The sequence below is a fragment of the Tardiphaga sp. 42S5 genome (assembly GCF_034044155.1).
Taxonomy (GTDB): Bacteria; Pseudomonadota; Alphaproteobacteria; order Rhizobiales; family Xanthobacteraceae; genus Tardiphaga; species Tardiphaga robiniae.
Genome location: NZ_CP139027.1, coordinates 969273 through 995059, shown reverse-complemented (window position 1 = coordinate 995059; position 25787 = coordinate 969273). Strand labels below are relative to the sequence as shown.

Genomic DNA, 25787 nt, shown 5'->3' with positions numbered 1-25787 from the left:
CCTGACCTTCTGTCGTGACGCTTAGAACTTGCGTGCGTCGGCCGGGGGCAGATATTCCGACGTGAACAGATCCCCCGCCTTCGGCTTCGGATTCTTGAACTCGTAGGTCACAGCGATCTGCTCGATGGCATCCGTCATGCGCTTCTCATCGATGCCACCGACGCCATTGGCCTTCACCCACGGGGTCACGAAGTTGTCCTTCAGCGACATCTTGAGACGGGCGAGTTCGATCTTCTCGTCGGCGGTCTCGTTACGCTTCATCACCGACTTGATGGCAGTGTCGGGGTCCTTGATGGTGTCGATGATGCCCTTGACGGTTGCGCGCACGAAGCCGGCAACGAGTTTCGGATTGGCCTTGGCGAATTCGGGGTTCACCATGATGGCATTGCCATAGAGCACGATGCCGTAGTCGGACATCAGCATTACCTTGATGTCCTTTTCGGCGATGCCCTTGGACATCAGGTTGAAGTAGGACGAGAACGAGAAGCCGGTGATCGCATCGACCTTGCCGTCGGCGAGCATCGGCTCGCGTACCGGGAAGCCAACATTCTCGATCTTCACCTTGCTGTCGTCGATCTTGTTCTCTTTGACGAAGGCCTTCCACTGCGCGAAGGCACCATCCGGCGCCGGTGCGCCGAGGATCTTGCCTTCGAGGTCCTTCGGCGAATTGATGCCGGACTTCGCGATGCTGACAATCGAGAAGGGCGGCTTGTCATAGACCATGAGGACGCCCTTGACGTCCTTGTCCGGATTCTGGTCGCGGAAGCGCGCCAGCGAATTGATGTCGAAGAAGCCGATCGGATAGGTGCCCGCCGCGACCCGCGCGATGCCGGCGACCGAGCCCGGACCGGAGTCGATGGTCACGTTGAGGCCTTCGGCCTTGTAGTAGCCCTTGTCGAGCGCAACGAAATAGGGCGCGGACGGACCTTCGAATTTCCAGTCAAGCGCGAATTTGACATCGGTATCGGCGCTCGCGGATAGCGCAGACGCCAGCAGCGCTGCACCCGCCATGACGCTCAAACCCAGCTGACGAAACATGAAAAACTCCCCCTGATCAATTATCAGGCACAGGCTAGCACAGCCCGTGCCAACCTTGGCGAGTCCCCTTTTCAACGAGAAATAGCGCCGCGGCTCCGAGGGATCGGGCTCGAGGAGGCAATCTGCTTAAATCATGGGCAAAAAAGAACACCGGCCTGCTTGAGCAGACCGGTGTCCTGATCGGCAAACCCGGATCCTTAAAACGTCAGACCTGACGCTCGACCATCTTCATCTTCAGCTCGGCGATGGCTTCAGAGGGGTTGAGACCCTTCGGGCACGCCTTGGCGCAGTTCATGATGGTGTGGCAGCGATAGAGCCGGAACGGATCTTCGAGATTGTCGAGGCGCTCGCCGGTGGCTTCGTCGCGCGAATCCTTGACCCAGCGGGTGGCCTGAAGGAGGGCAGCCGGACCGAGGAAGCGGTCGCTGTTCCACCAATAGCTTGGGCACGAGGTCGAGCAGCAGGCGCACAGGATGCATTCGTAGAGGCCGTCGAGCTTCTCGCGGTCCGAATGGCTCTGCTTCCATTCCTTCTGCGGGGTCGGCGTGGTGGTCTTCAGCCACGGCTCGATCGACGCATACTGGGCGTAGAAGTTGGTGAGATCCGGCACCAGGTCCTTCACGACGGGCTGATGCGGCAGCGGATTGACCTTGATGGCGCCGTCGTCGACTTCGTCCATCGCACGGGTGCAGGCCAAGGTGTTCTGGCCATCGATATTCATGGCGCAGGAGCCGCAGACGCCTTCGCGGCAAGAGCGGCGGAAGGTCAGCGTCGGATCGATGTTGTTCTTGATCCAGATCAGACCATCGAGAACCATCGGACCGCAGTCGTTGGTGTCGATGTGATAGGTGTCGACCGACGGGTTCTTGCCGTCATCCGGATTCCAGCGGTAGACGCGGAATTCGCGCGTCTGCGTGGCACCGGCCGGCTTCGGCCATTCCTTGCCGCCGGTGATCTTGGAATTCTTCGGAAGTGCGAACTCAGCCATTCTCTCAAGCCTTCGCTGTCATCATTAGTACACGCGCGCTTTGGGCACGATGTACTGAACGTCGTTGGTCATCGTATAGTCGTGCACCGGGCGATAATCGATGGTGGTCTTGCCGCCCCCATCGATCCACGCCAGCGTGTGCTTCATCCAGTTCTTGTCGTCGCGATCCGAGAAGTCCTCGCGCGCATGCGCGCCGCGGCTCTCGGTGCGGTTCGCAGCCGAGTCCATGGTGACGATGGCCTGAGTGATCAGGTTGTCGAATTCGAGGGTCTCGATGAGATCCGAATTCCACACCAGCGACCGGTCAGACACGGCGATATCGCCGATACCGCCATACACCTTGTGGATCAACTCCTTGCCTTCGTTCAGCACTTCACCAGTGCGGAACACGGCGCAGTTGGTCTGCATCACATGCTGCATGTTCTCGCGGATCTTCGCGGTCGAAGTGCCACCCTTCGCATAGCGGTAGTGATCGAGACGACCAAGCGCGCGGTCGGCCGAGTCCTTCGGCAGGTCGGGCTGCTTGGCATTCGGCGTCAGCTTCTCGGCGCAGCGCAGCGCGGCCGCACGGCCGAACACCACGAGATCGATCAGCGAGTTGGAGCCGAGACGGTTGGCGCCGTGCACCGACACGCAGGCAGCTTCGCCCACGGCCATCAGGCCCTGCACCACCGCATTGTCGTCGCCGTCCTTCTTGGTGACGACTTCGCCGTGATAGTTGGTCGGGATGCCGCCCATGTTGTAGTGCACCGTCGGAACGATCGGAATCGGCTCCTTGGTGACATCGACGCCGGCGAAAATGCGCGCCGAGTCGGAGATGCCCGGCAGACGTTCGGCCAGCACCTTCGGATCGAGATGGTCGAGATGAAGGAAGATGTGATCCTTCTTCTTGCCGACGCCGCGGCCTTCGCGGATTTCGATGGTCATGGCGCGCGAAACCACGTCGCGCGAGGCGAGATCCTTGGCCGACGGTGCGTAACGCTCCATGAAGCGCTCGCCTTCGGCATTGACGAGATAACCGCCTTCGCCGCGCGCGCCTTCGGTGACGAGACAGCCCGAACCGTAAATGCCGGTCGGATGGAATTGAACGAATTCCATGTCCTGCAGCGGCAAACCAGCCCGCAGCGCCATACCGCCGCCGTCACCGGTGCAGGTATGCGCCGAAGTGCAGGAGGCGTAAGCGCGGCCATAGCCGCCGGTGGCGAGAATGACGGTCTGCGCCTTGAAGCGATGCAGCGTGCCATCGTCGAGCTTGAGCGCAATGACGCCACGGCAGACGTTCTGATCGTCCATGATCAGATCGATGGCGAAGTATTCGATGAAGAACTCGGCCGAGTGGCGCAGGGCCTGGCCGTACATCGTGTGCAGCATGGCGTGACCGGTACGGTCGGCGGCCGCGCAGGTGCGCTGGGCCTGGCCCTTGCCGTAATCCATGGTCATGCCGCCGAACGGGCGCTGATAGATCTTGCCATCTTCGGTGCGCGAGAACGGCACGCCCCAGTGTTCGAGCTCGTAAACGGCGTCGGGCGCGTTGCGCACCATATATTCGATCGAGTCCTGATCGCCGAGCCAGTCCGACCCCTTCACGGTGTCGTACATGTGCCAGCGCCAGTTATCCTCGTGCATGTTGCCGAGCGAGGCGGAGATGCCGCCCTGTGCTGCAACCGTATGCGAGCGGGTCGGGAACACCTTGGTGATACAGGCGGTGCGCAGGCCAGCTTCGCCGCAGCCGACGGTCGCGCGCAGGCCGGCGCCGCCGGCGCCAACGACAACGACGTCATAGGTGTGATCTTCGATGGGATAGGCGTGGCCGTTGGTGGCGGGGCCGCCAACGCCGTTCGCGCCAGTGCCGTTGACGGCCATGCGCTACACTCCGGATGAAAGTTTAAGGATGGCGTAGATCGATGCCAGCGCCACGGCGGCAGAGAAGAAATTGTTGCCGATGATCGAGATCAGCTTGATCTTCTCGTCATGGACATAGTCTTCGATCACGACCTGCATGCCAATCTTCATGTGCCAGATGCTGGCAACGATGAAGAGCAACATGACGATGGCGACAATAGGCGAACCAAGGACCTGCGCGACGCCGGCCTGATTGCTTCTGAAAACCGACATCACGATGAAGATCACAGGGATCAGCAGAAGTAGCATGGCCACTGCGGTCAGGCGCTGACGCCAGAAGTCTGATGTGCCCGAATGCGAGGAGCCGAGACCACGAACGCGGCCGAGCGGCGTGCGCACCGATTTCGGAGAGTTGGAACCGCTCATCGTCCGCCTCCGATCGCATAGGCAATGATCCAGAGCAGGATGGTGATGCCGATGCCGCCGATCAATGCGGCCCAGGTGAGCCATTCACGCTCGGATGGCTTGAAGCCGTAGCCGAGATCCCAGACCAGATGGCGGATGCCGCTCATGGCATGATGGATCAGCGCCCACGTGTAGCCGAATGCGATCAGGCGACCGATGATGCTGCCGGTGAAGGCCTGCACATGGGCATAGGCGGCTGGGCCGGACGCAGCGGCGATCAGCCACCAGACAAGAAGCAAAGTGCCGAAATACAAGGCGACGCCGGTAGCGCGATGCACGATGGACAACGCCATCGTCAGGGTCCAGCGGTACACTTGGAGATGCGGCGAAAGGGGTCGTTCGATCCGAGCGGTCATTTAGCAACTTTGACAGGTTAATGGGCAGACGGCGCCCGATTGGGGATCGCGTAGAGCAATTCTATTTACGAACTCAAAACAACCAGTGCAATCGCGAAATGACATACTCCGAACAATCGTTCAGAGCTTCAAATGAGCCTTGCATTTGCGGGTATTGACAGTTGCCGGGCTTGTTGCTGACAGCCTTGGTGAAGCGCGATTCATGAGAACTTCATGATGCGATAGCAAATGGCAATCGGGGCGGGAATGGCTGGGCTCAATGTAACCGAGATTGTCGAACTGGCGGCGCTTCTTATTGCCGTCGGCGCACTGGCCGGTTTCCTGGCGGGTGTCTTCGGGATAGGCGGGGGCGCCATCCTGGTCCCCGTATTTTACGAGTGTTTCCGCATCGCCGGAGTGCCTCTGGAAGTACGGATGCCGCTCTGTATCGGCACCTCGCTGGCCATCATCATCCCAACCTCGATCCGGTCCTTCCGTGCCCATCTGGCCCGCGGCGCCGTAGATATGGAGATCCTGCGGAAGTGGTGGTGGCCGATCCTGATCGGCGTCATCATCGGCAGTGTCACCGCCCGCTATGCGCCGGAGCGGCTGTTCAAGATCGTTTTCGTTGCCGTTGCCTGGTCCGCGGCGGCACGGCTGCTGCTCGCGCGCGACGGCTGGAAGCTCGGCGACGACTTGCCCGACGGCCCACTGATGAAGATTTACGGCTTCTTCGTCGGTCTGCTCTCCACGCTGATGGGCATTGGCGGCGGATTGTTCTCGAACCTGCTGATGACCTTTTATGGCCGGCCTATCCATCAGGCGGTGGCGACATCCTCAGCACTCGCCGTGCTGATTTCGATCCCCGGCGCCATCGGCTACATCTATGCCGGCTGGCCGGCCGCCGCGCGCTTTCCCGATGTCGCAGCGCTGCAGCTTCCCTTCGCTGTCGGTTATGTCTCGCTGATCGGCGCGCTGCTGGTGATGCCGACCAGCCTGCTGGTGGCGCCGCTCGGCGTGAAGGCGGCACATGCGATGTCGAAGCGCGCGCTGGAAATGGCGTTTGGAATTTATCTATTCATCGTCGGCAGCCGGTTTGTCATCGCTCTAATATGACCCCGTAAATCAGAGCGGCCGACGCACAACAGCTACCGTAATAGTATCCGGATCATAACTTGCTATGGATGCCGTCAGACCACGCGACGGAACACCGATGGCGCACTCACATCACGATCATGACGACCACGGTCACACACACGACCATGCCGGCCACGACCACGCGCAAGGCGATCACGCCGGTCATTCCCACGGTCCCGGCGGACATGTGCATGCGCCCGCTAATTTCGGCATGGCTTTTGCCGTCGGCATCAGCCTCAATACCGTCTTCGTCGTCATCGAGGCGATCTATGGCTATGCCAGCGGCTCGATGGCGCTGGTGGCCGATGCCGGGCACAATCTCTCGGATGTGCTCGGGCTGATCGCGGCATGGACCGCAGCTGTGCTGTCGAAGCGCGCGCCGACGCCGCGCTTCACCTATGGCTTACGCGGTTCTTCAATTCTCGCGGCACTCTTCAACGCCGTGTTCCTGCTGGTTGCCGTCGGTGCCATCGCCTGGGAAGCCGTGCTAAGACTGTTCAATCCCGAACCCGTGGCCGAGATCACCGTGATGATCGTCGCCACCATCGGCATCGGCATCAACGGCGTGACCGCTTGGCTGTTTGCCTCGGGCCGCAACAGCGACCTCAACATCCGTGGCGCCTATCTGCATATGGTCGCCGACGCTGCGGTCTCGGTTGGCGTGGTCATTGCCGCGATCGTCATCATGTTCACCGGCTGGCTGTGGATCGACGCCCTGACCAGCCTCGTCATCTGTGTGCTGATCGTCTGGGGCACCTGGAGCCTCTTGCGCGACTCCGCTGCGATGTCGCTCGCCGCCGTTCCGCGCGGCATCGACCCCGTTGCCGTGCGCGGCTACCTCGAACAATGCCCCGGCGTCGCGCAGGTGCACGACCTGCATATCTGGCCGATGAGCACAACCGAAGTGGCGCTGACCTGTCACATGGTGATCCCGTCAGGCGCACCCGGCGACGCCTATCTGATGGAAGTCGCCGCGCGCCTGAAGCGTGACTTCGGCATTGAGCACGCGACGATCCAGATCGAGATGGATCCGAATTCGGCCTGCGCACTCGCGCCGGAGCATGTGATCTAGGGTATGGCCACACAGCATCTCATGGTTCGAGACGGCGCTGCGCGCCTCCTCACCATAAGGGACTGTGAGGGGGCTTACTTCGCGTAGATATCCTTGTAGCTATCGCGCAGTACGTTCTTCTGCACCTTGCCCATGGTGTTGCGCGGCAGATCGTCGACGAAGATCACGCGCTTCGGCATCTTGAACTTGGCGATCTGGCCATCCAGCGCCTTGAGCACGGAGGCCTCGTCGATCGCGGTCTTCTTGTCGCTCACGACCACGGCGGTGACGCCCTCACCGAAATCTGCATGCGGCACGCCGATCACGGCGCTTTCGATCACGCCGGGCATGGCGTCGATCTCGCTTTCGATTTCCTTCGGATAGACATTGAAGCCGCCGGAGATCACCAGATCCTTGCCACGGCCGAGAATGTGCACATAGCCCTTGGCGTCGATTTTGCCGAGGTCGCCGGTGATGAAGAACCCGTCGTCGCGGAACTCCGCCTTGGTCTTCTCGGGCATCCGCCAGTAGCCCTGGAACACGTTCGGGCCCTTCACCTCGATCATGCCGATGGTGTCGCGCGCGAGTTCCTTGGCCGTTTCGGGATCGGTGACGCGCACTGAGACGCCGGGAAGCGGGAAGCCCACCGCGCCGGGTACCCGCTCGCCGTCATAAGGGTTCGACGTGTTCATGTTGGTTTCGGTCATGCCGTAGCGCTCGAGCACAGCGTGGCCGGTGCGCGCAAACCATTCGCGATGCGTATCGGCCAGCAGCGGTGCGGAGCCCGAGATGAACAGCCGCATGTGGCTGCAGGACTCTTTCGTCAGGTTCGGCGACTGCAGGATACGCGTGTAGAAGGTCGGCACGCCCATCAGCACGGTGGCGCGGGCCATCAGCTTGATGATGAGTTCCGGATCGAGCTTGGGCAGGAAGATCATCGATGCGCGCGCAAACAGCGTCACATTACTCGCCACGAACAGACCATGCGTGTGATAGATCGGCAGTGCGTGGATCAGCACGTCGTCCCTGGTGAAGCGCCAGTATTCAACAAGGCTCAGCGAGTTCGAGGCCAGATTGTCGTGGCTCAGCATCGCGCCCTTGGAGCGGCCGGTGGTGCCCGACGTATAGAGGATCGCGGCAAGATCCTCGTTCTTGCGCGCGACGGTCTGGAAATCCGGCTTCTCTTTCTCTGCGGCATCGGTCAGCGAACCCTTGCCATCTGCCCCCAGTGTTTCGACCTTGGCGCCGACCTTGGCCGCAATAGCGGCAAAGCCCTCGGCCTTGGAGGGATCGCACACCACCAACGACGGCTCTGCGTCGGTAATGAAGTAATCGAGTTCGTTGAGCGTATAGGCGGTGTTGAGCGGCAGATAGACTGCGCCGGCCCGCACCGTCGCCAGATACAGCACTAGGCCCGGCACCGACTTCTCGGTCTGCGCCGCGACGCGGTCACCCGGCTTGACGCCGCGAGCCACCAGCACGTTGGCCATCTGGCCCGCCAGCGCGATCAGGTCGCCATAGCTGATGTGCTTGCCCTCGGGCGTCTCGATGGCGAGACGCGAGGCATCGTCGAGTTTGTCGAACAGGCGAGAAAACAGGTTGGCGTTCATGGCAAGGTCACGCGGTGCAGGAGTGCGGGAGCGACCGGTGCAGCTAGCCTGACGATCGCGTCAATTAATCCCGTTCCTTAGCAAGAATGGCCATATCTAGGCAACGCATGCCCCATGGGGATCGCCCCCATATCTGGTGGATCGGCCCCCTGGGGCGCGTCATCCCGGCACGGTTTCCGCACGTGATTGTATTAAACGCGGTGCATCGAACTCGTTACTGCCTCGCGCGAACGGGATGCGCCGGCAAAAGTTTCAACGGCGCCAAAAAATATAGCCTGAAACTGGTCCTGAGACCTCGCGTAACTCGGGCATCGACGGCGCAATCTGGCCTCCAGGGGATTGCCGCGGTTGATGCCATTCATCGCACCAGCGAGATCGCTGGTCACCCATATCACTCGGGAGACGATCCATGTCCAAGCGCATTGCACTTCTGTCGGCCGTCGCATTCAGCACCCTCGCCATCACTGGCGCCGTGCTTGCCCCCGCGCAGGCCGAAGACAAGAAGATGATGAAGAGCGAAATGTCGGGCGAGAAGACCGTGATGGTCGGCGGCGCGCCGATGTATCCGTCGAAGAACATCGTCGAGAACGCCGTCAACTCGAAGGATCACACTACGCTGGTCGCCGCCGTGAAGGCCGCCGGCCTGGTCGATACCCTCTCCAGCAAGGGCCCGTTCACGGTGTTCGCACCGACCAACGCCGCCTTCGGCAAGCTGCCGGCTGGTACCGTCGACACGCTGGTGAAGCCTGAGAGCAAGGCGACCCTGACCAAGATCCTGACCTACCACGTGGTGCCCGGCAAGCTGAACGCCGCCGACCTCAAAGACGGCCAGAAGCTGAAGACCGTGGAAGGCGAAGAGCTGACCGTGAAGGCTTCGGGCGGCAAGGTGATGATCGTCGATGCCAAGGGCGGTTCCTCGACTGTAACCATCGCCGACGTCAACCAGTCGAACGGCGTGATTCACGTCATCGATACTGTCCTGATGCCGAAAGCCTGATCTCCGGCTTCTGCGCAACAAGTTCGCGCATCCTGACTTGTCCCCACTGGATGCGCGCGCGTCCCCGAAGGATACCGAGGGGCGCAAAAGGAGCGAGCCGGGGCAGCCCGGCTCGCTTTTTTGTGATCGATATGAGCCGGCCCGACCGGGGTTGTTACAGGAGCCGCCGTAACGAACGACCGGTTATGCCGTATAGCTGGTAATAACTCGCGTCACCGAGCACCAATCGAACCACTGCTCAGCCAGGATATGCCTATGTCGAGCATCACAGCCGCCGGCGACCGCGCCGCAACCAAGGTTACGAATACCAAAGTCATCCAGCCCGCCTGGGTGCGCGTCGTGCACTGGATCAACGCCGTCGCGATCGTGCTGATGATCATGTCGGGCTGGCAGATCTACAACGCCTCGCCGCTGTTCAATTTCACATTCTCATCATCCATTACGCTGGGTGGTTGGCTCGGCGGCGGCATCATGTGGCATCTCGCAGCGATGTGGCTGCTGGTGATCAACGGCCTCGTCTATCTCACTCTTGGCATGGTCACCGGACGCTTCCGCCAGAAGCTGCTGCCGATCTCGGCGAAGGGTGTACTCGACGACACCAAGGCTGCGCTGACCGGCAAGCTCTCGCACGCTGACCTCTCAACCTACAATCAGGTGCAGAGGCTGCTCTATACCGGGATCATTGTGGTCGGCATTCTGATCGTGCTGTCGGGTCTCGCGATCTGGAAGCCCGTCCAGCTGCAATATCTTACTGCGCTGTTCGGCGGCTATGACACTGCCCGCTATGTGCATTTCTTCATGATGGCGGCCATCGTCGGCTTCCTCGTCATCCATATCGCTCTGGCCCTGATCGTGCCGAAGAGTTTGCGTGCAATGATTATCGGACGCTGAGGGACACGACCATGATCAGAAAAATTCGCTCCCTCATCATTCCCGGCGTCGACAAGGATCTCCTCGTCAAGGACGCCACGAAGCTAATGCCCGACCTGTCGCGCCGCCGTTTCATCGCGTCGGGCGCAAGCTTCGGTGCGTTAACGCTGCTCACCGGCTGCGATGTGAGCGACAGTCTCTCGGCTGAAAACCTGCTGACGCATATGTCCAAGTTCAACGACATGGTTCAGGCCCGAATCTTCAATCCGAACACGCTGGCGCCGACCTATTCCGAGAAAGACATCAAGCGTCCGTTCCCGTTCAACGCCTTCTACGCCGAGGACGACGCACCGAATGTGGACGGCAAGGAGTGGAAGCTCGAAGTCTCCGGTCTGGTGCAGGACAAGAGGTCCTGGACGCTGGATGAACTGCACAAGCTGCCGGAAGTATCGCAGATCACCCGCCATATCTGCGTGGAAGGCTGGAGCGCCATCGGCTCCTGGCAGGGCACGCCGCTGCGCGACTTCCTGAAACTGGTCGGCGCGGACACCAATGCGAAGTGGGTTCATTTTCGCTGCGCTGAGGACTATGCGAGCTCGCTCGATATACCCACGGCGATGCATGCGCAGACGCAGATGACCTTCAAGTTCGACAATCAGCTTCTGCCGCGGGCCTATGGTTTCCCAATGAAGATCCGCGTACCGACCAAACTCGGATTCAAGAATCCGAAATACGTCGTCGCGATGGAAGTCACCAACGACTACAAGGGCGGCTATTGGGAAGATCAGGGCTATAACGATTTCAGCGGGAGCTGATCGGCTTCTGGAACATCGCCAGCACCGCACCGAACACCAGCGTCGCTGCTGAGACCACAAGAGCGGATGTGAGACTGCCGGTCGCGTCCGAAATGGCACCCACCGCGATCGGACCAAGAGTCTGGCCGATGCCGAACACGATCGTCACCGCCGCGATGGCCTTCGACCATGCCGCGCGAGGATAGTTGAAGCGCACGAAGGCCGTGGTTGCCGCAACCACCGCGAAGAATGCAACGCCGAAAATGGCGGCGGAGATGCCGAGCACCACAGGCGAATGCCCGAGCAGCGGCATCGCTGCGCCTACCGCATTGGTGCCAAGAATGATTGCCATGGCGCGGCCGCTCTGGCCACGCGCCAGCACATTACGCCACAGCCAGGGCGACGCGAACGAGCTGACGCCGATCAGGCACCAGAACGCGCTTTGTGCCAAAGCGCTGCCGCCGCCATCGCGCACATAGGCAATCATGAAGGTCATGTAGGCAATATAGCCGGCGCCAAACATGAAATAGGCAATGAGGTAAATCCACATCGGGCGGATCGCGAGCGGCGCCTTGTCGTCCGTTGACGTGTCATCAGCCGCATCGACGCGCGGGCGCAACAGCGGCAGGCCGATCACGACCGATACGAGACCGAGGACCAACCACACGATCCACCAGGAGCCCGGACCAAAGCCCTGCAGCACGAACGGCGCGATCAGACCGGACAGGAGGATACCCATACCTGGCCCGGCATAAAACAGACTGAGCAGATAGGACGACCGTTCGGGATAAGCGAGGCCGATGGTGGCGGCGAGCGCGCCGCCGGCCACGAACGAAACCGCCGCGCCAAAACCGGTGACCAGCCGCGCGATGCTGAGCAGCGTAAAATCCACGGTGACGCCGCAAACGATGAGCGACAGGATGCAAGCAAGCGTACCGCCCTGAATCACCGCGATCAGACCGAAGCGCCTGCCGAGCCCGGCCGCAACCAGTGCGCCGGCGAGATAGCCCGCGGCGTTGACGGTATTCATGAAGCCGGCCGCCGAATAGGACCATTGCAGGCTGTCGCGCATATCGGGCAACACCAGCGAATAGGCAAAGCGGCCGATGCCGAGCCCGATGGCCGGCGCGAGCGACAGGACGAGTATCAGCCACGCCGGGTTAGGGCGCGCCGGGGAAGGCACAGATGACGTCACGGAGATCTCCGCTGCGTCAGCAATGTCGCAGGTTTCACGACACCCGCAATCATCCCTTCGGCAACACTGTCTTGCCATTCCCGCAATGACGTCTTAGCACTCGCGGCAATCAGTAACGGATTGCAAGGGCACTTGAATATGGCAACGCACAAATTGCTGCTTCTCCCCGGCGACGGCATCGGCCCTGAAGTGATGGCCGAGGTGAAGCGCCTGATCGACTGGATCGATGCCCAGGGCATCGCCAAATTCACGATCGAGAACGGCTTGGTTGGCGGCGCCGCCTATGATGCCGACAAGCTCCCTATCACCGATGCCACAATGGCCAAGGCGGATGCCGCCGATGCCATCATCTTCGGCGCCGTCGGCGGCCCGAAGTGGGACAGCGTGCCTTATGAGCATCGCCCCGAGGCCGGCTTGCTGCGCCTGCGCAAGGATCTCGGCCTGTTCGCCAATCTGCGCCCAGCCGTGTGCTATCCCGCGCTGGCGGAATCATCGAGCCTGAAGCGTGAGGTCGTCGAGGGCCTCGACATCATGATCGTGCGCGAGCTCACAGGCGGCGTCTATTTCGGCGAACCGAAGACCATCACCGATCTCGGCAACGGCCAGAAGCGTGCCGTCGATACGCAGGTTTACGACACCTATGAAATCGAGCGCATCGCCCGCGTCGCTTTCGATCTGGCCCGCAAGCGTCAGAACAAGGTGACGTCGATGGAGAAGCGTAACGTCATGAAGTCGGGCGTGCTCTGGAACGAGGTTGTCACCCAGGTGCATGGCCGCGAATACAAGGACGTCACGCTCGAGCATCAGCTCGCCGATTCCGGCGGCATGAACCTCGTGAAGTGGCCGAAGCAGTTCGACGTCATCGTTACCGACAACTTGTTCGGTGACATGCTCTCGGATATCGCGGCGATGCTGACCGGTTCGCTCGGCATGCTGCCCTCGGCCTCGCTCGGCGAAGTCGATGCCAAGACCAAAAAGCGCAAGGCAATGTATGAGCCGGTGCATGGTTCGGCGCCGGACATTGCCGGCAAGGGCATGGCCAATCCGCTGGCGATGATCGCCTCGTTCGGCATGGCGCTGCGTTATTCGCTGGAGATGGGCGAGTTGGCCGACAAGGTCGACCAGGCCATCGCCGCGGTTCTGGCAAAGGGTCTGCGGACGGCGGACATCAAGTCGGAAGGCGCAACAGTGGTGAGCACATCCGGCATGGGCGAAGCACTGCTGAAGGAATTGCAGACGCTGCACGCTTAAGCGCGCTCGAACCTCTCCCACAAACAAAAAATGCCCGGCTGAGCCGGGCATTTTCGTATTTGGATGTCGCCGCGCTCAGTAGAGCGGGAAGCGCTCGGGATAACCGCCGAGATCCCACTGCGAGTTGAGCGGCTGGCGGTCCAGCGGACGGTTGTTGTTGTCGCGGGCGAAGGAGTAACCGGGCGGATAGGCATAATCAGTGAACTTGCGGTCACCCGGGAGCACTTCGACGCCGGCATCGAGCCAAGAACGACGCGTCACGTAAACGCGGGTGCGGCCCTGCTGATAGGACACGTTCGGGCCGCGCGCGCCATAAACAGCGTCACGGTCAGAAACACGAACCTTCTTCTTGGTGGCGGCATCGGCCGGCGAGACGGCAACGGCGGTCGCGATGACGGCAACCGTCGCGAACAACATGGCGAGAGTTTTCGCGGCGGGGAATTTCAAGGTCATCAGGTCCTCATTGCAGTCAGAAGATCGGCGTTCAAAAGCCGAGTCGGCAAATCCGATTTGCGGTCAATTTAGCTGGCCGGGGTATCCGGCCACAAGGTCTATCCGGCCACAGTCGTCGATATAATGCGCGGTGTGGCCGAATGTTGCATGTAATCCAAGGTCTTGGTCCAACCCATCACGAAGAGGTCACAAGCTGCCGCGCAGCAGCGGGTTCTGGGCGCCCGTGACCCAATCGGCTGAAGTGGCCGACAGCGCCGCGCCGCTGATGCAGCCGGCCCGCTTCAAATCTGCCTGGGCAAAGGCCTCCTGCAGCCGGGGTTCATTGCCGGCGGTGAGCAGCACCAGCCGGTTCAGGGTGCAGGCGATCGCCGCCCGCCGCGCCGGCAGGCCGTCTCCCTGGCACGACCAGCCGGAAATCCTGAGATTGGCCATCTCCAGCGTCTTCATGAAGCCGAGGCAGCGCTTGCTGTCCTTCAGCCGGTCGGAAAAGCCCATCAGGGCGACCGGCCCGAATTTGCTGTCGATAATGCCCTCGCCCACCACGTCGCGGACGCCGCCGGGGTCCATGCGGCCCGCGATGTCCGCTGCCGGCGGACCTGCCCGCTCAGCCTCGGCACCAGGACGATACAATTCCAGCTCGGCCACCGGGGGCTCCCCGGGCGACGCCCAGCGCAAAACATCCTTGCGACCGCCTTCGGGGTGCCTCAAAATCTCGTAAGAGGTTGTTTTACCTAATGAATCAAACTGGCTGACGGCAAAAGCGGGATTGGAACGGCTGGCGACGCTCCAGCCGGCTTTGGCGACCGGTTCGCTGCTGAGGTCGAATTCCAGTCCGTCGAAAACGGTAACCGCGGCCATGACAACCAGTGCCAGCGCCCCCATATAGGCGAGCAGACGCACGGCGATGGCACCGCACTCGTCGGCAAAGCTCTGCAGGGCCGGATGGACACCTGCCGACTTTGGGTGGTGCGAAACCAAAATTGAACGCATCAACACACGCAAACACGCTTAGGACGTTGTCTTTGCGACGTTTCTCGCATAGAAGCGCGGCTCTTCCCTTTCCGCGATAGGCGGGGGTGAAGCATTTTTCTTCGGAGAGTGAACGATGGGTTACAAAGTCGCGCTGGTCGGAGCGACCGGCAATGTCGGGCGTGAAATGCTCAGCATTCTGGACGAACGTAAATTCCCCGCTGACGAGGTCGTGGCGCTTGCGTCCCGCCGCAGCATGGGCGTTGAGGTTTCTTTCGGCGACAGAACCCTGAAATGCAAAGACCTCGCGACCTATGACTTCAGCGACGTTGACATCTGCCTGATGTCGGCCGGCGGAGCCGTGTCCAAGGAATGGTCGCCGAAGATCGGCGCAGCCGGCGCCGTCGTGATCGACAACTCGTCGACCTGGCGCATGGACCCCGACGTGCCGCTGATCGTACCGGAAGTGAACGCCTCGGCCGTCGATGGCTTCACCAAGAAGAATATCATCGCAAACCCGAACTGCTCGACTGCGCAGCTCGTGGTGGCGCTGAAGCCGCTGCATGACAAGGCGACGATCAAGCGCGTTGTCGTCTCGACCTATCAGTCGGTGTCGGGTGCAGGCAAGGATGCGATGGACGAGTTGTTCTCGCAGACCAAGGCCGTCTACACCAACTCTGAGCTGGTCAATAACAAATTCCCGAAGCGTATCGCCTTCAACGTGATCCCGCAGATCGACGTGTTCATGGAGGACGGCTACACCAAGGAAGAGTGGAAGATGATGATGGAGACCAAGAAGATTCTTGATCCCAAAATCAAAATGTCCGCGACCTGCGTGCGCGTGCCGGTGTTTGTCGGCCACTCGGAAGCGGTCAACATCGAATTCGAGAACCCGATCTCGGAAGATGAAGCCCGTGACATCCTGCGTAATGCGCCAGGCTGCCTCGTGATCGACAAGCGCGAGCCGGGTGGCTACGTCACGCCCTATGAGGCCGCCGGCGAAGACGCCACCTATATCAGCCGCATCCGCACGGATTCGACGGTCGATAACGGTCTGGTTCTTTGGTGCGTGTCGGACAACCTGCGCAAGGGCGCGGCGCTCAACGCCGTACAGATCGCGGAATGCCTGATCAACCGCAAGCTGATCACGGCGAAGAAGAAGGCCGCGTAAGCGGACCTTCGATCTCCAACAATCAAAAGCCGGATGCTCAGCATCCGGCTTTTTTTGTTTTACGCCACTGGCTTAAACTCTTTCGCGACCTGATCGAGCACGGACAGCGAGCCGACGGCGACACCGAAGTAGGCGCCGTGCAATTCCAGCTCGCCGCTCTCGACCTTGCTGCTCACGAACGGGAACGTCATCAGGTTTTCGAGGCTGCGGAACACCGCGGCCTTCTCGATGCGGGTGGCGAAATCTACGATCGTTTCGTGATTGCGAATCTCGACCTTCTCGTCGGGCTTGATGAACATCGACATCCAGCGGCCGATGAAGTCACCCGGCGACAGCGGCGCCGCGTTGTCGACGAAAGCGCGGATGCCGCCGCATTGCGCGTGACCGAGGATCACGATGTGTTTCACCTTCAGCACCTGCACCGCATACTCCAGCGCCGCCGAGACGCCATGGGCGCCGCCATCGGGCTGATAGACCGGCACCAGGTTGGCGATGTTGCGCACCACAAACAATTCGCCAGGGGAGGCATCGAAGATGACCTCCGGTGAAACGCGCGAGTCGCAGCAGCCGATCACCATGACTTCCGGCGATTGGCCCTTTTCCGATAATTCGCGGAAGCGCGACTGCTCGGTCGGCAATCGCTCCGACGTAAAGGTCTGGTAGCCGGCAATGAGCTGCTTCGGAAATGATGTCATGGTCTGCCTCGTTCGGAGCATGATCCCGAAAAGTCGATACCGGTTTTCGCCGACAAACGGGTTCGTTTGTCGAGAGATCATGCTCAAACATACGGTCCCCACGGATAACCATAGGACGCCAGCGCGAACAAGCCTTCCGGGCGGCGGGCTGAAATGTTATCGCGAATGCCTGAATAACGAACAGGCCACAATCACAGGGAAATGACGCCATGATCCGTCCGCGCCGCAGCCATTTGTTCATGCCCGGCTCGAACCCGCGCGCGCTGGAGAAGGCCCGCACCGTACCGGCTGACGGCATCATCCTGGACCTCGAAGACGCCGTGGCCCCGGACGCCAAGGGAACCGCGCGCAACGCCATCGCGCAGACGTTGGCCGCCGGCGGCTTCGGCAAGCGCGAGGTCATCATCCGCATCAATGCACTGGATTCGCCGTGGTGGATCGACGACGTGACCATGGCCGGCAAGGCCAAGCCCGATGGCATCCTGGTGCCGAAGATTTCCAGCATCGAGGATCTCTCAGCCGTTGCTGATCGCCTGAGTGACATTGGCGCCGACATGTCGATCAAGGTCTGGGCCATGATCGAGACCTCGCGCGCCATCCTGCATGCGGAAGAACTCGCGGCCGCCTCGCGCGATTCCGAAAATCGCCTGGCCGGCTTCGTGTTCGGCCCCAACGACATCGCCCGCGAGACCCGCATCCGCATGATGCCCGGTCGCGCGGCAATGCTGCCGATGATCACACATTGCGTGCTGGCGACACGGTTGCATGGTCTCGAAATTCTCGATGGTCCCTACAGCAATTTCAGCGATACCGAGGGTTTCATCGCCGAAGCCGAACAGGGCCGCGACATCGGCTTCGACGGCAAGACGCTGATCCATCCGAGCCAGATCGAGGCCTGCAACAAGGTCTTCACGCCGCCGGACGACGAAGTCGCCCAGGCCCGCCGCATCATCGCCGCCTTCGAACAGCCGGAAAACGCCAAGCGCGGCGCGATCCAGCTCGACGGCAAGATGGTCGAGCGGCTGCATGCGGACATGGCCAAGCGCACGATCGCGATCTCGGACGCGATTGCGGCGATGGGAAACTAGTACCAGTCAGCAACGACGCGCTTTCTTCACCCTCCCCCTTGCGGGGAGGGTGGCGCGTTGCGGGCGCAGCAAGCAGCGCGACGGGTGGGGGTGCCACAGGCGATGCTCTCACGTGTGGCACCCCCACCCCGGCCTCCACCTGAACGATGCTTCGCATCGTCAGGTTCGGCCGCCCCTCCCCGCAAGGGGGAGGGATACCGCGGGCCGTTGCGCGAAATTTGTAGATTCAAAGGCTGATACTAACGTGCGCCGACCCGCTCCGTCGCCCACGCATAAAAACTCCCCGGCATCGGCGCGTCTTTGCCGCGCCCCTTAGGCGAGATGTGGAAGCCTAGAATCCCGGGATCATCGAGCAGCGCTTTGAAATTCGATGGCTCGAAGAACAGCGTCGGCTCGGCATGAATCGCATAATACGACTTCCGCGGCAGCGCGTGATGCTGCGAGCCGTGGCGCTTCGCCAGCGCCGTCAGCGATGCCGGGCCGAAGATCGCGACGCGGACGTCGCTCGCGCGCTTCGACCTGTCGCGCCATTTGCGCCATGCGAAAGCGAGGCGATGGCGCAATGACATCCAGTCTGGCGTCAACTCGTCCTGCCTGATCAGCGCCTCGAACGCCGCGACGATCGGATCGTCAGGCGGCAGATACAGCACCGAATTGCCGAGCTGACGTCGCTTCTCCCAGGCGAAATAGGGTTTTGCGGAATCGATCTCGACGGGCTTCAACAGCAGCACATCCGCATCGAGCCAGAGGCCGAGACCTTCGGCCATCAGTCGGATGCGAAAGAAATCGCTGAACTGCAGCGGGGTCCAGCCAACCCACGCGCCATTGGGAGCTGATGGGCGCAGCCGCTCGGCAAAGGCGCGCGGCAACACGGCTTCCGCATCGGCATTGCTCACGCCATCCGGCAGATCGGTGATCGGTGCAAAACTGTAGAGCGTGACGCGGTGGCCGGCCTCGACCTGCGATCTCAGGCACAGCCTGCGCAGCGCATCGAGCGGGCCCTCCCAAAAGGTGACGACGTCAGGAATCACGCGTCACCTTCCGAAGTGAGATCAGGCCCAGGCGCGCGCGGTCTTGAGCTTGGCCTCGTAGCTGTCGATGGAGGCCTTCTTCTCCATCGTCAGGCCGATATCGTCGAGACCGTTGAGCAGGCAATGCTTGCGGAACGGATCGATCTCGAACTTCACCGTGCCGCCATCAGGGCCGCGGATTTCCTGGTTCGGCAGGTCGATGGTGATCGTCGCATTGGCGCCGCGCTCGGCATCATCAAACAACGCGTCGAGATCCTTCTGCGAGACACGGATCGGCAGCACGCCGTTCTTGAAGCAGTTGTTGTAGAAGATGTCGCCGAACGAGGTCGAGATCACGCAACGAATGCCGAAATCCAGCAGCGCCCAGGGCGCGTGTTCGCGCGACGAGCCGCAGCCGAAATTATCGCCGGCCACCATGATTTTGGCGTTGCGATAGGCCGGCTTGTTGAGCACGAAATCCGGGTTCTCGCTGCCGTCATCGAGGTAGCGCGCTTCCGAGAACAGGCCCTTGCCGAGACCGGTACGCTTGATGGTCTTCAGATACTGCTTCGGGATGATCATGTCGGTATCGACATTGATGATCTTCAGCGGCGCCGCGACGCCTTCCAGCGTGGTGAACTTGTCCATGAACGTATCCTCGGATTGAGCGGGCGTTTTAGCCCGATCGGGCGGTCCGTCCAAGGGTGATTTATGCAGGGCTAATCGGCGACGCCAGCCTCGATGGCCTCCATATCGGCGTCCGAGAGCCCGAAATGGTGGCCGATCTCGTGGATCAGCACGTGGCGGACGATATGGCCGAGGGTTTCGTCGTGTTCGGCCCAGTAATCCAGGATCGGCCGGCGATACAGCCAGATCATGTTGGGCAACTGCCCGGTATTGTCCTGGCTCTGGAATGGCAGGCCGACACCCTGGAACAGGCCCAGCAGGTCGAATTCGGTCTCGGCCTGCATCTCCTCCAGCACCTCGTCGGTGGGGAAATCATCGACCCGGATGATCACGCCCGCGCAGAGCTTGCGGAAATCCTCCGGCAGGAGGGCGAGCATGGCATGGGCCATGTCCTCCATTTCCGCGAGATCGGGAGCTTTTGCCTGGTGCCACATGTTTCCCTGTCTAGCCAATTCCCATGACATGGCAATGCGCCGGCACAGGGCTGTCCCGGCGGTTGACGGGCGGGCGTCAATCGGAGACTTTGCGGCGGCGTTTGAGGCATGATCCTGTCCGAAAACCGGCATTTACTTTTCGGGATCATACGTATGGCGGTTTGGGGCGTTAAGATGCGGATCATGATGGCGGCACTGGGATTGGCGGTTGCGCTCGGCGCGTTGCCGACGGCGAACACCGCACAGGCGCAGACGGCCACGCAGGTCGCCCAATCCGGCGACAACGTTCAGCCCCGCCGTGCCCGGCCGCGCGTCCGCATCTATCGCACGCCCGATGAGCGCGGCGTTTATCCGAGCTACAATCCCGGCCCGAATGCCGTGCGCGATTGCACCGCCAATCTGGTGCAGGAATATCGCCCGAGCGGCACGGTGATCGTGCCGCGCATGAACTGCTACTGGCGCCGCGGCTGAGCCGACACTTCATACTTTAATTTTGAATGACGTCAGGCCGAAACTTTGCAACTGCGGAGATGGCGGTCGCATGCGCTGACTTTCGTTCCAGCGATGCGTAACAAAACCCTGCGACATATCGCACCGAGCATATTCACATCGCATTCACCTCCTGCGTCCTAGCGTCATGCACATGGGCGATGATCCATTCGTGAAGCTGCATCTCGACATGAACGCAGCAGACTCAGGAGAGAACACGTGAACGTGAAGAAATTTTTCGGCCTCGCCGCCATCGCAGGATTGCTGTTCGTCGCAGCGCCGACGCAGCAGGCAAATGCAGTCTCGCTGAACAGCCCGGGCATCGCATCGTCCGTGCAAGGCGGTGAGAAGCTGACGACTGAGGTGCAGTATCGTCATCACCACAATCGCGGCTATCGCGGGCATCACGGCATGCGGCGTCACCACGGCTGGCATCGTCCGCATCACATCCGCCGCCATCATGGCTGGCACCGGCCGCACCATGTGCGTCGTCACGGCTGGCGCTACTGAGACTCTTTCTAAAGTCCAAACAGGCGTGCGCAAGCGCGCCTGTTTTCTTTGACGAGATGTTGACCGCGTCGGTCTGTCGCGGGAAATCATTGCAGCTATATGCGTTATGGGATGAAGGCGACGAAAGACGATCGATGGAAAGCGATCGAGGCAAGGAAAAATCATGAAGAACTGGGTAGGCGCAGCCATGCTGGCTGCAACACTTTCACTCGGTGGCGCATTGACCAGCGCCCCCGCAATGGCTGACGCACAGACGCCTCAAAAGGCTGCGGCAGACAACAAGGCCAAGGCGACGGACTTCAGCGCGCAGCGGCGCCATCGTCACTTTCACCACCGCCATCATCACTTCGGCCACCGGCACTACGGATATCGCGGCTATTACGGCCCGCGCTATGGCTATGGATACGGCTATCGCCCGTACCGCTCGTATTACGGCCCCGCATATTACGGACGTCCCTATGCCTATCGCCCTGCCTACTACGGCGGATATGGCTACCGGCCCTACGGCTATTACGGCGGCTATCGTCCCTATGGCGCCTATGGTTATGGCCCGGGCGTCGGTTTCGGCGGACCGCTCAGCATCGGCTTCAGCTTCGGCCGCTGGTAAATTCTGACATCACCGATCGACATGGACAGGCGCCCTTTGCGGCGCCTGTTTTTTTGCGCGCACCGCGCGGATTCCGCCTGCGTCATTCATGACGCGTTCAGATCAGCATCCTTAATTTTCGGTCAAGGCGCGACAACTCACATGACACGACCAGGCGCAAACGTATCGTTGGCGCAAGTGGGGACCTGTGCCGTCAGGTTTGCGCGGTCGATGTCCCATGCGCTGATCGAGGGAGGATGTTTCCAATGAGACATGTTCAAGATCGACAACCTGTCCTGAATGCCGATCGAGGTTTTGCGATCAGACAATTCATGACGCGCTCACTCGGCGTGGCTGCCGCCGCAGCGATGATGATGTCGCTGACACCACCGGCACGGGCAGTCTCGCTGATCGGTCCCGGTGCGGCACCCGCAGCCAAGCAGGCGAGCGACGCGCTGCTCACGCAGGTCCAGCATCGCGGTGGACGCGGCGGTGGTGGTGGCGGAGGAGGTTTCCGCGGCGGTGGCGGCGGTCACGCCTTTCATGGTGGAGGTGGCGGTGGATTTCGCGGCGGCGGCATGCCGGCATTTCGGGGCGGCGGTGGCGGCGGAGGCTTCCGTGCCGTAGCGCCTGCGTTCCGTGGCGGTGGCGGTTTCCGCCCGGGCCCGGCCTTTGTCGGCGGCGGCTTCCGGCGTGGCCCCGCATTTCATGGCGGCGGCTATCGCTACGCCGCGCCATTGATCGCCCGGCGCCCCTATTATGCGCCGGCACGTTACTACGGCGCGCGCCATTACGGCTATCGCCGCCATTTCCGCCCGCACTTCTACGGCTATGCGCCGAGCTATTATTACGGCCCACGCTACTACCAACCGCGCCGTTTCTGCCGGATCGTCTGGACCTATTACGGCCCACGCAAGATCTGCCGCTATCGCCCCTGGCATCACCGCCACTGGCACCACCGGCGCCATTACCATCGCTTCAACGTGTATTGGTAAGCGTGCGTAACGACATCGAACTCACCACCGACTCCGTCATGGCCGGGCTTGACCCGGCCATCCATCTTTCTTCTTAAACTTAGTTGCGCAGCAAGATGGATCCGCGGGTCAAGCCCGCGGATGACGACGGAGTGTAGTGCACGCGCCGGAGCTCACTCCCCGAGCTGAAACGCCTCGAACCGCCCGAGCTCTTCCTCGATGCGGCGCTTCCATTCCTTGCGCGGCGTTTTCGACTTCGCACCATCACCGACCCAGCTCCATTGCTGCATCAGCAATTTGCGCTTCTGCCGATCGGTCTTGAGATCAACCGCTGCAACGATCTGATCATCCACCAGCACCGGCAGTGCGAAGTAGCCGAGCTGGCGTTTTTCCTTCGGCACATAGGCCTCGAAGCGATGGTCATGCCCGAAGAACAAATTCGTGCGCTTGCGCTGGATCACGAGAGGATCGAACGGTGACAGCACATGGACCAGCCCGGCCTCGCCCGGGCTAGGGTCCTCGATCGCCGCGGGCGTCGTCCAGTGTTCCTGCTTGCCGGCGCCATCAAGCGCGACGGCCACCAACTCACCCTTGCGTACCCGCGCTTCAATCAGCTTGCGTATGCCGGCCTTGCTCGGTGCATCCAGGTGGCAGATCGAGTCCAGACTGACGATGCCCTGCGACCGCAGCGCGCGGTTCAGCAGATAGGCGAATTTCTCCGTGGCGCTCGCCGCTTTCGGCAGCGTCTCCCAACCGAAATGCCGCAGCAGAAGATCATAGGTCTTCAGCATGCCCTGCCGTTCGGAGATCGTGAGATGCCCCTCATAAAACGCGAGCTGCAGCGCCCGCTTTGACGGCTTGCGGCTGGCCCATTCGTGATCCTTCTCGCGCAGCACATCGTCATCGATATCGCGGATCGACAACGGACCGGCCTTGGCCAGCCGCATGACCTTGCGCTTGTCCGCCGGCGTCACCGAGGCGAACCAGCCATGGCCCTCACGGCGATAATATTTCATGTCCGGCACGAAGAAGCCGATGTCGTCGGTCGGCACATAGGCCAGCGCATGGGTCCAGTATTCGAATACGCTCTTGTCGTGCGTCTGCGCCTGCCTGAGATCCGCGCGTTTGTAGTTCGGGATCCGCGAAAACAGGATGTGATGATGACTGCGCTCGATCACATTGATGGTGTCGATCTGCACATAGCCAAGATGCTGGACGGCAGCCTTCACCGCCTCCGCGCCATCGCCGAATGGCGCACGCGCATCGAGCCGTTGCGCGCGCAGCCAGATGCGGCGGGCGGCGGTGTTGGTGAGTGCGATGGGTTTGGCAGGTGTGCGGGGCATCGACAGCGTTCAACATGGCTCATAAAAAGACGGCCTGCATCAGCAGGCCGTCGATCTTATCGAGGATGTACCGCCGTGTGCAGCTAGATTAGTGCCACTCTCTTATATCGACGAAGTGTCCCGCGATCGCAGCCGCGGCCGCCATCGCCGGCGACACCAGATGGGTGCGGCCCTTATGGCCCTGACGACCCTCGAAGTTGCGGTTCGAGGTGGCGGCGCAGCGTTCTTCCGGCGCCAGCTTGTCGGGATTCATCGCCAGGCACATGGAGCAACCCGGCTCACGCCATTCGAAACCGGCCTTCAGGAAGATCTTGTCGAGGCCTTCAGCTTCCGCCTGCTCCTTCACCAGACCCGAGCCCGGCACGATCATCGCCGAGACATGGCCGTTGACGGTCTTGCCGTCGACGACCTTGGCCGCGGCGCGCAGATCCTCGATACGACCATTGGTGCAGGAACCGATGAAGACGCGGTCGAGCTTGATGTCGGTGATTTTCGTACCTGCGGTCAGACCCATATAGGCCAGCGCACGCTCCTTGGAGAGACGCTTTGCTTCATCCGCGATGTCGGCGGGGTTCGGCACCTTGCCGGAGATCGAGATGACGTCCTCGGGCGAGGTGCCCCAGGTGACGATCGGCGGCAGCTTCGCCGCATCGAGACGGATCTCGTGATCGAAATGCGCGCCTTCGTCGGAGCGCAGTGTTTCCCAGTAGCGCACGGCCTGTTCCCACATCTCGCCTTTCGGCGACATCGGGCGACCTTTCAGGAATTCATAGGCCTTCTCGTCAGGTGCGATCAGGCCGGCACGGGCGCCGCCTTCGATCGACATGTTGCAGACCGTCATGCGGCCTTCCATCGACAGCGCACGGATCGCCTCGCCGGCATATTCCAGCACATAGCCGGTGCCGCCGGCGGTGCCGATCTCGCCGATGATGGCCAGGATGATGTCCTTGCCGGTGACGCCGTCCGGCAGTTTGCCATCGACGGTGGCGCGCATGTTCTTGGCTTTCTTCTGGATCAGCGTCTGCGTCGCCAGCACGTGCTCGACTTCCGACGTGCCAATGCCATGCGCCAGCGCGCCGAATGCGCCGTGCGTCGAGGTGTGGCTGTCGCCGCAAACGATCGTCGTGCCCGGCAGCGTAAAACCCTGCTCGGGACCGATGACGTGGACGATGCCCTGGCGCTTGTCGAACTCGTTGTAATATTCGATGCCGAATTCGCGCACGTTCTCGGCCAAAGTCGCGATCTGCTCGGTGCTTTCCGGATCGGGATTGGGCTGTGTGCGATCGGTGGTCGGCACGTTGTGATCGACGACGGCAAGCGTCTTCTCCGGCGCATGCACACGGCGGCCGGCAGCGCGCAGGCCTTCGAACGCCTGCGGGCTCGTCACTTCGTGCACCAGATGGCGATCGATATAGAGCAGGCAGGTGCCGTCAGCGGCTTCCTCGACCAGATGGTCGTTCCAGATCTTGTCGTACAGGGTGGTCGGCTTTGCAGAGTCAGTCATGAGATCAGCCTCAAAAGAAAACGTGGGCCAGTTGCGTCCTGCTAAATGATCTGCCGCATCGGCGGCGCAAAGCGCACAACTGAGAAACGGGAAAAGAAACGCGTGAGATTGCTCACGCGCTTCTAAGCGCGCCCACGATCGACGTGGTGAAGCGACCGAAGAAGCGACCGGGCAGCCGACTATGATCGTCGATGACGATGCGCAAAGCGTGCTGGTGCAGGTCTAGAAACATTCCAGTCATATAGCACTCGGCGATCACGACGCCAATGCGACGGAGGTATGCAGTCTTCACGTAACAAAA

28 protein-coding genes are annotated in these 25787 nt (G+C 61.3%); 12 read left to right on the top strand and 16 right to left on the bottom strand.

The window, feature by feature from the left end:
- Nucleotides 1–21: 21 nt before the first annotated feature.
- From SFY93_RS04745 to sdhC, 5 genes are all read right to left on the bottom strand, one after another.
- Complete coding sequence (locus SFY93_RS04745; RefSeq protein ID WP_244558484.1) at nucleotides 22–1038, bottom strand: ABC transporter substrate-binding protein; 1017 nt, start codon at nucleotides 1036–1038, stop codon at nucleotides 22–24.
- A gap of 205 nt (nucleotides 1039–1243) precedes the next feature.
- Nucleotides 1244–2026: a succinate dehydrogenase iron-sulfur subunit gene (locus SFY93_RS04740; protein ID WP_068737894.1), complete on the bottom strand. Its 783-nt coding sequence runs from the start codon at nucleotides 2024–2026 to the stop codon at nucleotides 1244–1246.
- A gap of 24 nt (nucleotides 2027–2050) precedes the next feature.
- Nucleotides 2051–3889, bottom strand: coding sequence for a succinate dehydrogenase flavoprotein subunit (gene sdhA, locus SFY93_RS04735; protein WP_089266499.1), 1839 nt, complete (start codon nucleotides 3887–3889; stop codon nucleotides 2051–2053).
- 3 nt (nucleotides 3890–3892) lie between these two features.
- Entirely contained in the window at nucleotides 3893–4294 is a 402-nt protein-coding gene (gene sdhD / locus SFY93_RS04730; protein WP_089266497.1) for a succinate dehydrogenase, hydrophobic membrane anchor protein, read from the bottom strand.
- The gene (gene sdhC, locus SFY93_RS04725; protein WP_068737900.1) at nucleotides 4291–4689 is read right to left on the bottom strand and encodes a succinate dehydrogenase, cytochrome b556 subunit; all 399 of its coding nucleotides are present in this window, start codon (nucleotides 4687–4689) and stop codon (nucleotides 4291–4293) included. Before sdhC ends, sdhD begins: the two co-directional genes overlap by 4 nt.
- Nucleotides 4690–4935: 246 nt before the next feature.
- On the opposite strand from sdhC, the gene SFY93_RS04720 reads away from it, so the two are divergent.
- Together SFY93_RS04720 and SFY93_RS04715 are read left to right on the top strand one after the other, a co-directional pair.
- Entirely contained in the window at nucleotides 4936–5784 is an 849-nt protein-coding gene (locus tag SFY93_RS04720; RefSeq protein ID WP_184512669.1) for a sulfite exporter TauE/SafE family protein, read from the top strand.
- Between the two features lie 232 nt (nucleotides 5785–6016).
- Complete coding sequence (locus SFY93_RS04715) at nucleotides 6017–6877, top strand: cation diffusion facilitator family transporter (protein ID WP_414717062.1); 861 nt, start codon at nucleotides 6017–6019, stop codon at nucleotides 6875–6877.
- A gap of 74 nt (nucleotides 6878–6951) precedes the next feature.
- Here the strand turns inward: SFY93_RS04715 and SFY93_RS04710 are convergent, their stop codons facing one another.
- Nucleotides 6952–8466, bottom strand: a complete 1515-nt coding sequence (locus SFY93_RS04710; RefSeq protein ID WP_320446214.1) for a malonate--CoA ligase — start codon at nucleotides 8464–8466, stop codon at nucleotides 6952–6954.
- 409 nt (nucleotides 8467–8875) lie between these two features.
- Between SFY93_RS04710 and SFY93_RS04705 the strand changes: the two genes are divergently transcribed.
- From SFY93_RS04705 to SFY93_RS04695, 3 genes are all read left to right on the top strand, one after another.
- On the top strand, nucleotides 8876–9463 hold the full coding sequence (locus tag SFY93_RS04705; protein ID WP_068737906.1) for a fasciclin domain-containing protein: 588 nt from the start codon (nucleotides 8876–8878) through the stop codon (nucleotides 9461–9463).
- A gap of 255 nt (nucleotides 9464–9718) precedes the next feature.
- Nucleotides 9719–10354 (top strand): cytochrome b/b6 domain-containing protein, encoded by a 636-nt coding sequence (locus SFY93_RS04700; protein ID WP_320446213.1) that lies wholly within the window; start codon nucleotides 9719–9721, stop codon nucleotides 10352–10354.
- A gap of 11 nt (nucleotides 10355–10365) precedes the next feature.
- Nucleotides 10366–11148, top strand: coding sequence for a molybdopterin-dependent oxidoreductase (locus SFY93_RS04695; RefSeq protein WP_320446212.1), 783 nt, complete (start codon nucleotides 10366–10368; stop codon nucleotides 11146–11148).
- Here SFY93_RS04695 and SFY93_RS04690 read toward each other — a convergent pair.
- Nucleotides 11135–12322, bottom strand: a complete 1188-nt coding sequence (locus tag SFY93_RS04690) for a YbfB/YjiJ family MFS transporter (protein ID WP_244628364.1) — start codon at nucleotides 12320–12322, stop codon at nucleotides 11135–11137. The two genes, SFY93_RS04695 and SFY93_RS04690, sit on opposite strands and share 14 nt — an antisense overlap.
- 138 nt (nucleotides 12323–12460) lie before the next feature.
- On the opposite strand from SFY93_RS04690, the gene leuB reads away from it, so the two are divergent.
- Nucleotides 12461–13573, top strand: coding sequence for a 3-isopropylmalate dehydrogenase (gene leuB, locus SFY93_RS04685; RefSeq protein WP_320446211.1), 1113 nt, complete (start codon nucleotides 12461–12463; stop codon nucleotides 13571–13573).
- Between the two features lie 75 nt (nucleotides 13574–13648).
- On the opposite strand, the gene SFY93_RS04680 is transcribed toward leuB, so the two are convergent.
- Both SFY93_RS04680 and SFY93_RS04675 read right to left on the bottom strand, forming a co-directional pair.
- Nucleotides 13649–14026, bottom strand: coding sequence for a hypothetical protein (locus SFY93_RS04680; protein ID WP_089266485.1), 378 nt, complete (start codon nucleotides 14024–14026; stop codon nucleotides 13649–13651).
- A 186-nt stretch (nucleotides 14027–14212) separates the two neighbouring features.
- Complete coding sequence (locus SFY93_RS04675) at nucleotides 14213–15016, bottom strand: hypothetical protein (protein ID WP_320446210.1); 804 nt, start codon at nucleotides 15014–15016, stop codon at nucleotides 14213–14215.
- A gap of 115 nt (nucleotides 15017–15131) precedes the next feature.
- Between SFY93_RS04675 and SFY93_RS04670 the strand changes: the two genes are divergently transcribed.
- Nucleotides 15132–16166 carry an aspartate-semialdehyde dehydrogenase gene (locus SFY93_RS04670; RefSeq protein ID WP_068737914.1) on the top strand — a complete coding sequence of 345 codons (1035 nt, stop codon included), beginning with the start codon at nucleotides 15132–15134 and terminating at the stop codon, nucleotides 16164–16166.
- 59 nt (nucleotides 16167–16225) lie between these two features.
- On the opposite strand, the gene SFY93_RS04665 is transcribed toward SFY93_RS04670, so the two are convergent.
- On the bottom strand, nucleotides 16226–16861 hold the full coding sequence (locus SFY93_RS04665; protein ID WP_320446209.1) for a carbonic anhydrase: 636 nt from the start codon (nucleotides 16859–16861) through the stop codon (nucleotides 16226–16228).
- Between the two features lie 209 nt (nucleotides 16862–17070).
- Here SFY93_RS04665 and SFY93_RS04660 point away from each other — a divergent pair, with 209 nt between their 5' ends.
- Nucleotides 17071–17949 carry an HpcH/HpaI aldolase/citrate lyase family protein gene (locus tag SFY93_RS04660; protein ID WP_320446208.1) on the top strand — a complete coding sequence of 293 codons (879 nt, stop codon included), beginning with the start codon at nucleotides 17071–17073 and terminating at the stop codon, nucleotides 17947–17949.
- 239 nt (nucleotides 17950–18188) lie between these two features.
- Here the strand turns inward: SFY93_RS04660 and SFY93_RS04655 are convergent, their stop codons facing one another.
- The 3 genes from SFY93_RS04655 to SFY93_RS04645 form a co-directional block, all read right to left on the bottom strand.
- Complete coding sequence (locus SFY93_RS04655; protein ID WP_320446207.1) at nucleotides 18189–18980, bottom strand: glycosyltransferase family 32 protein; 792 nt, start codon at nucleotides 18978–18980, stop codon at nucleotides 18189–18191.
- 21 nt (nucleotides 18981–19001) lie between these two features.
- Entirely contained in the window at nucleotides 19002–19607 is a 606-nt protein-coding gene (gene leuD, locus SFY93_RS04650) for a 3-isopropylmalate dehydratase small subunit (RefSeq protein ID WP_320446206.1), read from the bottom strand.
- Nucleotides 19608–19678: 71 nt separating this feature from the next.
- A complete protein-coding gene (locus tag SFY93_RS04645) occupies nucleotides 19679–20080 on the bottom strand; it encodes a metallopeptidase family protein (protein WP_089266478.1) in 402 nt (133 codons plus the stop codon).
- 183 nt (nucleotides 20081–20263) lie between these two features.
- Between SFY93_RS04645 and SFY93_RS04640 the strand changes: the two genes are divergently transcribed.
- The 4 genes from SFY93_RS04640 to SFY93_RS04625 all read left to right on the top strand — a co-directional run bounded on the left by SFY93_RS04640 (nucleotide 20264) and on the right by SFY93_RS04625 (nucleotide 22660).
- Nucleotides 20264–20551 carry a hypothetical protein gene (locus SFY93_RS04640; protein WP_414717061.1) on the top strand — a complete coding sequence of 96 codons (288 nt, stop codon included), beginning with the start codon at nucleotides 20264–20266 and terminating at the stop codon, nucleotides 20549–20551.
- 237 nt (nucleotides 20552–20788) lie between these two features.
- A complete protein-coding gene (locus tag SFY93_RS04635; RefSeq protein ID WP_120287769.1) occupies nucleotides 20789–21079 on the top strand; it encodes a hypothetical protein in 291 nt (96 codons plus the stop codon).
- A 163-nt stretch (nucleotides 21080–21242) separates the two neighbouring features.
- Nucleotides 21243–21686: a hypothetical protein gene (locus SFY93_RS04630; RefSeq protein WP_320446205.1), complete on the top strand. Its 444-nt coding sequence runs from the start codon at nucleotides 21243–21245 to the stop codon at nucleotides 21684–21686.
- A 311-nt stretch (nucleotides 21687–21997) separates the two neighbouring features.
- Nucleotides 21998–22660, top strand: coding sequence for a hypothetical protein (locus SFY93_RS04625; RefSeq protein WP_320446204.1), 663 nt, complete (start codon nucleotides 21998–22000; stop codon nucleotides 22658–22660).
- 152 nt (nucleotides 22661–22812) lie between these two features.
- On the opposite strand, the gene SFY93_RS04620 is transcribed toward SFY93_RS04625, so the two are convergent.
- From SFY93_RS04620 to SFY93_RS04610, 3 genes are all read right to left on the bottom strand, one after another.
- On the bottom strand, nucleotides 22813–23982 hold the full coding sequence (locus tag SFY93_RS04620; protein WP_320446203.1) for a winged helix-turn-helix domain-containing protein: 1170 nt from the start codon (nucleotides 23980–23982) through the stop codon (nucleotides 22813–22815).
- A gap of 88 nt (nucleotides 23983–24070) precedes the next feature.
- On the bottom strand, nucleotides 24071–25486 hold the full coding sequence (leuC, locus tag SFY93_RS04615; RefSeq protein ID WP_320446202.1) for a 3-isopropylmalate dehydratase large subunit: 1416 nt from the start codon (nucleotides 25484–25486) through the stop codon (nucleotides 24071–24073).
- Nucleotides 25487–25598: 112 nt separating this feature from the next.
- Entirely contained in the window at nucleotides 25599–25727 is a 129-nt protein-coding gene (locus tag SFY93_RS04610) for a hypothetical protein (protein ID WP_256438178.1), read from the bottom strand.
- Nucleotides 25728–25787 lie beyond the last annotated feature (60 nt).